We start from the raw sequence: 12,025 nt of genomic DNA, 5'->3' as shown, positions 1-12,025 counted from the left end.
CTACGGCGGTGGCGGGGGCGGTGGTGGCGGGATTGGCGGTCAGGGCGGTGGCCATGGCGGCACGGCCGGAACGGGCACCGGCACCCTCGGTGGGCAGGCCGGTAGCGGCGGAGTCGGCGGTTACGGCGGCGGCTACGACGCCACGCACATGGGGGGGCGCGGGGGTAGCAGCACCGGTGGTGCCGGCGGCCTGGGCGTTTCCTTCTACAGCAACGGCGGCGATGGCGGCACGGCCACCAACGGCACGATTTCCATTGGCGGCGGCGGTGGCGGCGCAGGCTGGGACAAGGTTGGCGGCGCAGGCGGTAATGCCGCCGGCGGCATTTACAACGCTTCGACCGGCACCCTGAAAATTGTCGGCACCTCGGTCATCAGCAACAACCTCGGTGCAGGTGGCGGCGGCGGCGGTGGTGGCGGGCAGGGCAGCAACGCTTCCAATGGCGGCATCGCCGGGCGCGGCGTCGGCGCCATCTGGAACCAGGGCGGCACGGTGCTGATCACGGCGGCCAACTTCGCGGCCCTCAGCGGCAATGCGGCCGGCAGCGGTGCCGGTGGTACGGCATTGGGCGGCGGCACAAACGGCACTTCACCGGCCGCGGTCTCGACGATCTTCAACAACGGCGGCACGCTCAACACCGCCTACGTCGAGCCACCGACCGCGACCATCGTGATGGCCGACACGGCCCTGAAAATCGGCGAAACCTCGCTGGTGACCATCACCTTCAGCCGGGCGGTGACCGGTTTCACCAACGCCGACCTGACGATTGCCAACGGCACACTGAGCGCGGTGAGCAGCAGCGACGGCGGCCTGACCTGGACGGCAACCTTCACCCCGACCAACAACATCACCGACAGCACCAATCTGATCACCCTCGACAACACCGGGGTGACCGCGATCAACGACGGCGTGGCGGGTGTCGGTACGACCAGCTCCGTCAACTACGCGATCGATACCGCGCGGCCGACCGTGACCATCGTGATGTCCGATACGGCGTTGAAGATCGGCGATACGTCGCTGGTGACTTTCACCTTCAGTGAAGCGGTGACCGGTTTCACCAACGCCGACCTGACGATTGCCAACGGCACACTGAGCGCGGTGAGCAGCAGCGACGGCGGCATCACCTGGACCGGAACATTCACCCCGAGCGCCAGCATCACCGATACCACCAACCTGATTACCCTGGACAACACCGGTATCGCCGACCTTGCCGGTAACGCCGGCACCGGCACCACCGATTCGGTCAATTATGTGGTCGATACGCTGCGGCCGACGGCGACCATTGTGGTGGCCGACACCAATCTGGCGGCCGGTGAAACCTCGCTGGTCACCATTACCTTCAGCGAAGCGGTCAGCGGCTTCACCACCGCCGACCTGACGGTGGCCAACGGCAACCTGAGCGGTCTGAGCAGCAGCGACGGCGGCATCACCTGGACCGCCACGCTCACGCCGACCAGCAGCATCACCGATACCACCAACCTGGTCACCCTGGACAACACCGGGGTGGTCGATCTGGCCGGCAATGCCGGCAGTGGCACCACCAATTCCAACAATTACGCCATCGACACCGCGCGGCCGACCGCGACCATCGTGGTGGCCGACAACAGTCTGCGGATCGGCGAAACCTCGCTGGTGACCATCACCTTTAGCGAGGCCGTGACCGGTCTCACCAACGCCGACCTGACGATTGCCAACGGCACGTTGACGGCGGTGAGCAGCAGCGACGGCGGAATCACCTGGACGGCAACCTTCACGCCGACCGTCAGCATCACCGACGCGACCAACCTGATCACGCTGAATAACACCGGCATCGCTGATCTGAACGGCAACGTTGGCAGCGGCACCACCGACTCCAACAACTACGCCATCGATACCGTGCGCCCGACCGCCACCATCGTGGTGGCCGACAACAACCTGCGGATCGGTGAAACGTCGTTGGTGACCATCACTTTCAGCGAAGCGGTCAGCGGTTTCACCAATGCCGATCTGACGGTCGCCAACGGCACGTTGAGCGCGGTCAGCAGCAGTGACGGCGGCATCACCTGGACGGCGACGTTCACCCCGAGCGCCAGTATCAACGACACCAGCAACCTGATTACCCTGGACAACACCGGCGTCGCCGACCTGGCGGGCAACGCCGGCAGCGGCACTACCGATTCCAACAACTACGCCATCGACACCCAGCGTCCGACCGCGACCATTGTGGTGGCCGACAGCAACCTCACTGCCGGCGAAACCTCGCTGGTGACCATCACCTTCAGCGAAGCGGTGACCGGTTTCACCAACGCCGACCTGACGATTGCCAACGGTACGCTGACCGCCGTGAGCAGCAGCGACGGCGGCATCACCTGGACGGCAACGTTCACGCCAAATCTGGGCGTCAACGACGCGAGCAACCTGATCACGCTGGCCAATGTCGGCATCGCCGACCTGGCGGGCAACGTCGGCAGCGGCACGACCAACTCCAACAACTACACGATCGACACCTTGGTGCCGACCGCGACCATCATCGTGGCGGACTCCAGCCTGAAAATCGGCGAAACCTCGCTGGTGACCATCACCTTCAGTGAGGCGGTGACCGGTTTCACCAACGCCGACCTGACGATTGCCAACGGTACGCTGAGCGCCGTGAGCAGCAGCGACGGCGGCATCACCTGGACGGCAACCTTCACGCCGACCAGCAGCATCACCGATGCCACCAACCTGATCACGCTGGACAACACTGGCGTGCAGAACCTGTCCGGCAATGCCGGCAGCGGCACCACCGATTCGAATAACTATTCGATCGACACGGTGCGCCCGACCGCCACCATCGTGGTCGCCGACACCGCGCTCGGCGTCGGCCAGACCAGTCTGGTAACCATCACCTTCAGCGAAGCCGTGACCGGTTTCACCAACGCCGACCTGATCGTCGCCAACGGCACGCTGAGCGCGGTGAGCAGCAGCGATGGCGGTATCACCTGGACGGCCACTTTCACCCCGGCTGCCGGCATCACCGACACCACCAACCTGATCACCCTCGACAACACCGGCGTCGCCGACCTGGCGGGCAACGCTGGCAGCGGTACCACCGATTCGAACAACTACGCGGTCGACAGCCTGCGTCCGACGGCGACCATTGTCATGAGCGACAGTGAACTGCGCCCCGGCGAAACCGCGCTGGTGACCATCACCTTCAGCGAGGCGGTGACCGGTTTCGACAACTCCGACCTGAGCGTCGCCAACGGCACTCTGAGCAATGTCTCGTCGAGCGACGGCGGCCTCACCTGGACGGCCACCTTCACGCCGAACATCGGTGTCACCGACCTCACGAACCTGATTGTCCTGAACAACACCGGCATCACCGACCTGGCCGGCAACACCGGCACCGGCACCACCAGCTCGGCCAATTACCAAGTGCAGACCCAGGTGCCGACCGCCACCATCGTAGTGGCCGACACTGCACTCAAGGCCGGGGAAACCTCGCTGGTGACCATCACTTTCAGCGAAGCGGTCAGCGGGTTCGACAACAGTGACCTGACCCTCGCCAACGGTACGTTGAGCAACGTCAGCAGCAGCGACGGCGGTGTGACCTGGACGGCGACCTTCACCCCGACGGCCAATGTCACTGACGCCACCAACCTGATCAGCCTGAACAATGCCGGAGTGACCAACGTCTCAGGCAACAGCGGTATCGGCACCACCGATTCCAACAACTTTGCCATCGACACTGCGCTGCCAACCGCCACCATTGTGGTTGCCGATAACCGCCTCGGTATCGGTGAAACCACCACCGTGACCTTCACCTTCAGCGAAGCGGTGATCGGGTTCGATCTGGGGGACATCAGCGTCGCCAACGGTTCGTTGTCGAACCTGACCAGCAGCGACGGCGGCGTGACCTGGACCGCAACCTTCACGCCGACAGCCAACGTCAACGATCCGACCAACCTGATCCTGATCGACACCGCCGGTGTCCAGGACCTGGCCGGCAACCTCGGGGCGAGCATCGCCATCTCCAACAACTACATCCTCGACGCGACCCGGCCGACGGTGAACATCGTGGTCGCCAATCCGAATCTGGGCATCGGCCAGAGCACCACAGTGACCTTCACCTTCAGCGAGGCGGTGAGCAATTTCGACCTGTCCGACCTGAGCGTGACCAACGGTGACCTGAGCAACCTGAGCAGCAGCGACGGCGGCAAGACCTGGACCGCGACCTTCACGCCGACCGCGAATGTCACCGACCCGAGCAACTTCATTGCGCTGGACACCAGCAACGTCACCGACCTTGCGGGCAACGTCGGCAGCACGGTGGCGGTGTCGAACAACTACGCCCTCGACAGCGAACGGCCGACCGCCACGGTGGTGATCGCCAATCCGAACCTGGGCGTCGGTCAGACTTCGCAGGTGACCATCACCTTCAACGAAGCGGTCAGCGGTTTCGACCTGGCGGACCTCAGCGTGGCCAATGGCACTCTGTCCAACCTGAGCAGCAGCGACGGCGGCAAGACCTGGACCGCGACGCTGACGCCGAATGCCAACGTCAACAGCGCCAATAATGCGATCAGCCTCAACACGGCCGGGGTCAGCGATCTGTCGGGCAACAGCGGCAGCGGGGTCAGCAGCTCCGGCAACTACGTGATCAACACGGTGCCGGCGGTGACGCCCACTTCGCCGCTGATCGTGGTGACACCGGATCCGGAATTTCGCAGCAGCGATCCAGTCGTGTCGCCACCACCGCCGAACGTTCCGCTGCAACCGATCGTCTTCACCGCGCCCACCGGCGACCTTGGCTCACCGCTGACTTTCGCGCCGTTGTTCGAGCAGCGGGTGATCGGCAACGGCATCCGTCCACTGGGGGATATTTTCATCAATCGTGGTGCGCTGAGCCCGAGCTTCATTGCTCAGGTCTTCAGCAGCAGCGACAACCTGGGTGACGGTTCCGGCCACGGCTTCCTCGGTTTCGGCGGCGGCGATGGCGGGGTGTTCGGCAGCAGCACGCTGTCGGGCCTGTTCAATCAGGACAGCAGCGCCGAGCGCGATTCGCTGAACGCCTTCGGCAGCCAGTCGATCAAGGGCGGCGATATTTCCCAGGGCCTGCGCGGTGTGTTCGGTGCGCCGACCCTGGGCCAGCAACTGCAACAGATCAAGGACAGCGAGCAGCACCGGGTCGACAACCTGGCGGCGGCGCTGCAACAGGTCGGCATCAGCGAAATGCCGGCCTGACCAACATTACAACTCAATATATGCGGGACCTAGGGGCGATCCAGGGATGAAGAAAAGTCAGAAATTGTTCGGCGCCAGCCTGCTGGCGCTGGCGATCAGCGGATGTGCAGTGACCAGTGAACCGATCGAACGCAGCGTCAGCGAACAACGGGCCCGGGCCGATCTGCAAAACATGTACAAGGGCCAGGAGCCGCTGAGCGGTCCGCTGACCCTGCACCAGGCCATGGCCCGCGCGGTGAAATACAACCTCGAAGGCCGCTTGAAAATCATGGAGGAAGCGCTGGCCAAGCGGCAGCTCGACCTCGCCAGTTTCGACATGCTGCCGCGCATGGCGCTGGACGCCGGCTACGTCGGGCGCAACAACGTCAGCGCGTCCAGCAGCCAGAGCGTGCGCACCGGCACCCAGTCTCTGGAACCGTCGACCTCCCAGGACCGCGACCGCGACGTCGCCGACCTGACCATGGTCTGGAACGTGCTCGATTTCGGCGTCAGCTACATCAGCGCCAAGCAGCAGGGCGACCAGCGCCTGATCGTGCAGGAGCGCCGGCGCAAGGTGATCAACACCATCGTTCAGGACGTTCGCTCGGCCTATTGGCGGGCGATGGCCGCCGAGCGCCTGCTCAAGCAGATCGACAGCCTGATGGCGCGGGTCGACACCGCCCGCCGCAACAGTGAAAGCATGAGCGAGCAGCGCATCGGCGATCCGGTGCAGTCGCTCGGTTATCAGCGTTCGCTGATCGAGGCGACCCGGCAATTGGAAGAACAGCGCCGGGCGCTGTCGCTGGCGAAGACCGAGCTGGCGACCCTGATCAACCTGCCGCTGGGCACCAACCTGACCCTGGCCACCGATGACGGTTATCAGATCCCGGAACTCAAGGTCGATCTGAGCAAACTCGAACAGGAAGCCTTGACCAGCCGTCCGGAACTGCGCGAGCAGGATTACCAGACCCGGATCAGCGCCGCCGAAACCCGCAAGGCCATGCTGCGTCTGCTGCCGGGGCTGGAGTTCTCCGCTGGCGGGCACTACGACAGCAACTCGTTCCTGGTCGAACAGGGCTGGGCCGACTACGGCGTCAAAGTGACCTGGAACCTGTTCAACGTGATCTCCGCCCCGGCGGCCATCGACGTGGCCAAGGCTGGTGAAGAAGTCGCCACCGCACGCCGTCAGGCGATGTCGATTGCGGTGCTGGCGCAGCTCTACGTGGCCAATGCCAACTATCAGGAGGCGCTGCGCCAGTTCAAGACCAACCAGCAACTGTCGGACATCGACGGGCAAATCGTCGGTCAGTTGCGTAACCGTCGTCAGGCCGACGGCATTGGTGAGCTGGACCTGATCCAGGGCGAGCTCAACACCTTGCAGGCCGATCTGCGGCGTGACCTGTCCTATGCCGATCTGCGCAATGCCTATGGCCAGATCTTCGCCAGCGCCGGTCTCGATCCGCTGCCGGATCAGGTCCAGTCGACTGAAGTGCAGTCGATCGCCACCGCCCTGGCCAACCGCGAAGCGGCATGGGCCTCGGGGGATATTTCGCTGCCGGTGGCCCATGCCTCCGCGCCGTGACGTGCTGGCGCCGACCGCCAGCATCAGCCGTGCGCAACGCGAAGCCCGCAACGGCCATCGCGGCACGGCGATGCTGCTGACCGGCTTGCCGGCGGCGGGCAAGTCGACCCTTGCCCAGGCATTGCACGCCGAGTTGTTCAGTCGCGGTCTGCAAAGTGTGGTGCTCGATGGCGATGGCTTGCGAGTCGGGCTCAATCGCGACCTGGGTTTTACCGATGCCGACCGCCTGGAAAACATCCGCCGCGCCAGTGAGCTGGCGGCGTTGCTGGTGGAGAACGGGCAGATCGTGATTCTGGCGATGATCGCGCCGCTGGCGGAGCTGCGCGAGGTGTTCGCCCGCCGTCTGGGCGAGGACTATCGCGAGGTCTGGTGCAGCGCCGCGCTGGCGGTGTGCGAGCAGCGCGATCCGAAAGGGCATTACGCCCGGGCGCGGCGCGGTGAGCTGGCTGGTTTCACTGGCGTGTCGGCGCCTTACGAGGCGCCGGCCCAGGCTTCGCTGGTGCTCGACACCGGCAGGCTGCCGGTCGAAGCCTGTCTGGACCGGTTGCTGACCTGGCTCGGCGAAACCGCGGTGTTGCCCAAGGCATGAGCCGGCCGGCGTTCTCGCGGTTGCCGGTGACGGTGGACCTGCCGTTGCTGTTGCAGGCGCTGACGGCGATTGACGATGCTGCCTGGCGCGGTCATTTCAACACCGCTTATTTCGCTGGCGACTGGAGCGGCGTAGCACTGATTTCCGCCGCCGATGCGCTGACCGAACTGTCCCCTGGCAGCGCTGAGCCCGTGCGACGCGCCTCTTGGCTCAATGACTGTCGCTGGCAGCAGGCCCTGCGGGATCTGCCGCTGGAAATCGTCAGTGCGAGGCTGTTGCGACTGGGGCCTGGCGGCCAGATCCATGAGCATCGCGACTATGACCTTGAGGGCGCGGACGCCGATTTGCGCCTGCACATTCCGCTGCTCAGTCCGCCCGCCGTGGACTTCTGGCTCGACGGCCAGCGGATGCCAATGAAGGCTGGAGAGTGCTGGTATTTCGATCTCGCCCGACCGCATCGGGTCGACAATCGCGACCGCACGGCACGGGTTCATCTGGTGCTCGATTGCCGCCCAACACCCTGGCTGGAGCAAATGATCGTTGACGGTTTGCCGAGCACTCCGCTGCCTGATGGCGCGGACACGGCGCTGCAGCGCTTTCAACGGTTGCTCGTCACGGATCCAGTCGTGTCCGCAACGTTGCAGGCATCGCACGACCCTGAAGCCTTCATCGACCAGACGCTGGCGCTGGCCGCTGAACGCGGCCTGCATTTTTCCCGGGAAGACCTGCTGGCGGCGATGCGCAACGGCCGTCGGTCATGGAACGAACAATGGCGCCTGTGAATTTCGACGGCTGGTTGCCGATCCGCGTCTGGAAAACCGCCGGGCAATGGCAGGTCGATTGGTGCTGGTTTGGCGACACGCCGCTGCATCAGCCGTTTTTTCGTGAGGCCGTCGAAGACGCGTTGCGCTTGCCGTTCAATCAGGCGTTCCGGCGGCAAACACCCTTGTCGGTACTGACGGATTGGCAAACGCTCAGCCCGGGACTGCCGCCGAGCGCTTTTATCCTGCACGCCTCGCGTTGCGGTTCGACGCTGATCAGCCAGATGCTCGCCCGGCTCGACGATTACATCGTGGTCTCGGAGCCACCGCCCCTTGATGCCTTGCTGCGCAGCGATCTGCCGGACGAAGAACGCCGCGCGGCCATCGTCGGATTGCTCTCGGCGTACGGTCAGCGTCGGCGCGGCGCGGAGCAGCGCCTGGTGATCAAGCTCGACGCCTGGAACATCGGCGAATGGCCGTTGCTGCACGAATGTTTTCCCGATACACCGTGGCTGTTTGTCTACCGCGATCCGCTGGAAATCGCCGTCTCGCACCTGCGCCGGCCTGGCCTGCACATGGTGCCGGGTGCGCTCGGCGAGTGTGTGCTGGACGATGATTTACCGTTCGAGGGGCGTGAGGATTTCATCGCCCGACGGCTCGGGCGTCTGCTGGAGGCCGGGTGGGTGCATTGTCGTGAGTCTGCCGGGTTGGCGCTCAATTACAGCGAATTGCCCGAGGCGATGAGCGGGCGGCTGGCGCGGTTTTTCGGACTGAGTGCTGCGCAGTGTGAGCAGGCGCTGGCGGCGACGGCGCAACATGCGAAACAGCCATCACAACCCTTTGTCGTCGATGGCGAACACAAGCGCCGCGAAGCATCCGCGTTGTTGCAGTCACGGATCGAGCATTACGCCCTCGCGCCTTATGCCGCGCTGGAAAGCTTGCGCACACTCACGATTTCGCCGACAGATCCGCCATCCCCTTGAGCAGTTCGATCGGCAACGGAAAGACGATGGTCGAGCTCTTGTCGCCGGCAATCGAACTCAAGGTCTGCATGTAGCGCAGTTGCATGGCGCCGGGCTGGCGACCAAGCATTTCGGCGGCCTGCATGAGTTTTTCCGAGGCCTGCAATTCGCCTTCGGCGTGGATCACCTTGGCTCGTCGTTCACGCTCGGCTTCGGCCTGCCTGGCGATGGCGCGCACCATCGACTCGTTGAGATCGACGTGCTTGATTTCGACGTTGGCGACCTTGACCCCCCAGGCATCGGTCTGGGCGTCGAGCACTTGCTGGATGTCGATGTTCAGGCGTTCGCGCTCGGCCAGCAGTTCGTCCAGTTCATGTTTGCCGAGCACCGCGCGCAGGGTGGTCTGGGCCAGTTGGCTGGTGGCTGTGAGGAAATCTTCGACCTGGATGATCGCTTTCTGCGGGTCGAGCACGCGGAAGTACAGCACCGCGTTGACCTTCACCGAGACGTTGTCGCGGGTGATCACGTCTTGCGGCGGCACGTCGAGGACGATGGTGCGCAGATCGACCCGGACCATTTGCTGCACCACCGGAATCAACAGGATCAGCCCCGGTCCCTTGACCTGCCAGAAGCGTCCGAGCTGAAACACCACGCCGCGTTCGTATTCGCGCAGGATGCGAAACGTCGAGCCGGCCAGAGCGATCAGCAACAGCAGCAGCGCGACAAAACCGATTTGCAGACCCATGATCACTCTCCGAGCGGTGCCGCGTCAGTCGCGGCCACTTGCAGCAACAGGCCCTTGCGCCCGACCACCCGCACCGGTTGCCCGGTGTGCAGCGGCGTGGCGCTCAGCACCTGCCAGCGTTCTCCCTGCAATTGCACCCAGCCGTTGCGGCTGTCTTCCGGTTGCACCACCGTCACCGCCGTCACACTGCCGAGCAGGCCGGCATCGCCGCTGACCGGGTGGCGCGGTCGGGTTTTCAGGGCGCGGATCAGCAGCGCGATCAGCAACAGGGCGCTGACCAGCCCGAGGCCGATCATCATCGGCACCGGCAGTTCGGCATTGCTCAGGATCAATGCGCCGATCACAAACATCACGATGCCGCCCAGACCGATCACCCCGTAGTTGGGCAGCGCGGCTTCGGCGATCAGAAACGCGATGCCCAGGGTGATCAGCCACAGACCGACCGGGCTGACGGCGGTAAACGGATTGTCTGCCGCAACCGCCGATCCACTCAGCAGCAACAGGGCAAGCGCACAGCAACGGATGTTCACATGACCCTCCGTGAGAGTCAGGGGATTGTTCTTACAGTCTAGTTGAGGCTGTGACTGGATGAATTTTGATCAATCTCCCTGCCTCGCCAGTGGGCGGATTTCCCGGTGTGCGCGGCCGACGGGACTAGACTTTCAAGGGTAGCCACAGCGTTTCATTACCGTCCGCCGCGCAGCGTCGGCGGGCACCGAGGTGCATCATGCGTATGGCCAAAAAAGTGCAGAGCAGCCTCAACCGGGCGCAATGCGAATATGACATCGTCACCCACCCGCACTCGTCCAGCAGCCTGGAAACGGCGCGGGTCTCCGGGATTGCCGCAGAACGGGTGGCCAAGTCGGTGATCCTGGACGACCGTCACGGGCACTACCTGATGGCGGTGCTGCCCGCCAGCCGCCACCTGGACTTGAGCAAGGTGCGCAGCAGCGGCGAATGGCAAATCACTCGCGAAAGCAATCTGGCGCACATTTTCGACGACTGCGAACGCGGCGCCGTGCCGCCACTGGGCGATTCCTACGGCCTGGACATGGTCATCGACCCGCTGCTGACCCGGCAGAAGGACATCTACCTGGAAGCCGGCAACCACAACAACCTGCTGCACATGAGCATGCCCGAGTTCCTGAAAATGGTGCCGCATGCGCAGGTGCGGGAGTTGAGTCAGTAGGTTTGTGGCGTTGGTGAGGACGCCAATCGCGGGCAGGCCCGTTTCCACAGGTTCTACGCTGAGTCTGTGGGAGCGAGTTTGCTCGCTAAATTCGTGCATCCACTGAATTTTCGAAGGAGCAGAGCAATGGAAAACCCGACGCACAGCCTGCCGTCCCTGTTCAAGCAACTCGGCCTGGACAACGACCCGGTCAGCATCGACCAGTTCATCGCCACCCATTCCCCGCTCAAACCGGAACTGCACCTGTGCGACGCGTTTTTCTGGACCAAGAGCCAGGCGGATTTCCTGCGGGACGAGATTCTCGATGATGCGGATTGGGCGGAGGTGGTGGATCAGTTGGATGTGATGTTGAGGAAGGGGCGGGGGTAATTATCAGCGTGCCGTTCGTAAGCTGAATCACCTCACCCGGTTGCCAGTAATGCTTCCTTAGACCAGAATTACGACCTCAATTGAGGTCTTTTATTATGCAAAGTGTTCTGGCCGATATGGCTGTCAGTGTTTCTGAACTGAAGAAAAACCCCTCCGCAGTGCTAAACGGCGCGCACGGAGGAGCAGTTGCTGTCCTGAATCACAACCGGGTCATGGGCTACATGGTGCCGGCTGACGTTTACGAAGCCATGATGGAGCGGCTCGATGATCTCGAGTTGGCAGAAATCGTTCGTTCTCGCAGTCACGAGACTCCCATACCGGTAAGCCTGGATGACCTATAAGCTCGAATTTCTGCCTTCCGCTCACAAAGAGTGGAACAAACTGGGTCATACGCTGCGTGATCAATTCAAAAAGAAGCTGGCTGAGCGTCTTGAGCGTCCCCGTATTCCGGCTGACTCCCTCCACGGCATGCCTGATTGCTACAAGATCAAACTCAAAGCGTCAGGTTATCGACTGGTTTACCAAGTGATCGAAGAGCGGGTGGTTGTCTCGGTAGTCGCCGTGGGTAAGCGCGAGCGAAGCGACGTCTACGAAAACGCGAAAAGACGCTGAGCTGAAGCACGCAACCCAATTTGTTTCAAAACTT

11 protein-coding genes are annotated in these 12,025 nt (G+C 63.4%); 9 read left to right on the top strand and 2 right to left on the bottom strand.

Annotated features, from left to right (window positions below):
* From L6D81_RS18845 to L6D81_RS18825, 5 genes are all read left to right on the top strand, one after another.
* The coding region (locus L6D81_RS18845; RefSeq protein WP_236181423.1) for a beta strand repeat-containing protein at positions 1 to 5,203 on the top strand (5,203 nt) is incomplete at its 5' end.
* A gap of 46 nt (positions 5,204 to 5,249) precedes the next feature.
* The gene (locus L6D81_RS18840) at positions 5,250 to 6,764 is read left to right on the top strand and encodes a TolC family protein (protein WP_236181422.1); all 1,515 of its coding nucleotides are present in this window, start codon (positions 5,250 to 5,252) and stop codon (positions 6,762 to 6,764) included.
* Positions 6,748 to 7,353: an adenylyl-sulfate kinase gene (cysC, locus tag L6D81_RS18835; protein WP_236181421.1), complete on the top strand. Its 606-nt coding sequence runs from the start codon at positions 6,748 to 6,750 to the stop codon at positions 7,351 to 7,353. The genes L6D81_RS18840 and cysC overlap by 17 nt, the downstream gene beginning before the upstream one ends.
* Entirely contained in the window at positions 7,350 to 8,135 is a 786-nt protein-coding gene (locus L6D81_RS18830) for an aspartyl/asparaginyl beta-hydroxylase domain-containing protein (protein ID WP_236181420.1), read from the top strand. The genes cysC and L6D81_RS18830 overlap by 4 nt, the downstream gene beginning before the upstream one ends.
* Positions 8,123 to 9,097, top strand: a complete 975-nt coding sequence (locus tag L6D81_RS18825; RefSeq protein WP_236181419.1) for a sulfotransferase — start codon at positions 8,123 to 8,125, stop codon at positions 9,095 to 9,097. Before L6D81_RS18830 ends, L6D81_RS18825 begins: the two co-directional genes overlap by 13 nt.
* On the opposite strand, the gene L6D81_RS18820 is transcribed toward L6D81_RS18825, so the two are convergent.
* Together L6D81_RS18820 and L6D81_RS18815 are read right to left on the bottom strand one after the other, a co-directional pair.
* Positions 9,063 to 9,821, bottom strand: a complete 759-nt coding sequence (locus L6D81_RS18820; protein ID WP_236181418.1) for a slipin family protein — start codon at positions 9,819 to 9,821, stop codon at positions 9,063 to 9,065. The two genes, L6D81_RS18825 and L6D81_RS18820, sit on opposite strands and share 35 nt — an antisense overlap.
* 2 nt (positions 9,822 to 9,823) lie before the next feature.
* On the bottom strand, positions 9,824 to 10,351 hold the full coding sequence (locus tag L6D81_RS18815; protein ID WP_236181417.1) for an NfeD family protein: 528 nt from the start codon (positions 10,349 to 10,351) through the stop codon (positions 9,824 to 9,826).
* Between the two features lie 197 nt (positions 10,352 to 10,548).
* Here L6D81_RS18815 and L6D81_RS18810 point away from each other — a divergent pair, with 197 nt between their 5' ends.
* The 4 genes from L6D81_RS18810 (at position 10,549) to L6D81_RS18795 (ending at position 11,991) form a co-directional block, all read left to right on the top strand.
* The gene (locus L6D81_RS18810) at positions 10,549 to 11,010 is read left to right on the top strand and encodes an aminoacyl-tRNA deacylase (RefSeq protein ID WP_007957669.1); all 462 of its coding nucleotides are present in this window, start codon (positions 10,549 to 10,551) and stop codon (positions 11,008 to 11,010) included.
* A gap of 126 nt (positions 11,011 to 11,136) precedes the next feature.
* Positions 11,137 to 11,379, top strand: coding sequence for a DUF2789 domain-containing protein (locus L6D81_RS18805; RefSeq protein ID WP_085608554.1), 243 nt, complete (start codon positions 11,137 to 11,139; stop codon positions 11,377 to 11,379).
* Between the two features lie 95 nt (positions 11,380 to 11,474).
* The gene (locus tag L6D81_RS18800; RefSeq protein ID WP_039773014.1) at positions 11,475 to 11,720 is read left to right on the top strand and encodes a type II toxin-antitoxin system Phd/YefM family antitoxin; all 246 of its coding nucleotides are present in this window, start codon (positions 11,475 to 11,477) and stop codon (positions 11,718 to 11,720) included.
* Entirely contained in the window at positions 11,710 to 11,991 is a 282-nt protein-coding gene (locus L6D81_RS18795; RefSeq protein WP_039773012.1) for a type II toxin-antitoxin system RelE family toxin, read from the top strand. The genes L6D81_RS18800 and L6D81_RS18795 overlap by 11 nt, the downstream gene beginning before the upstream one ends.
* Positions 11,992 to 12,025: the final 34 nt, after the last annotated feature.

Source organism: Pseudomonas sputi (assembly GCF_021603585.1).
Taxonomy (GTDB): Bacteria; Pseudomonadota; Gammaproteobacteria; order Pseudomonadales; family Pseudomonadaceae; genus Aquipseudomonas; species Aquipseudomonas sputi.
Note: the sequence above shows the minus strand (reverse complement) of the source record. Positions and strands in the feature narration are given on the sequence as shown.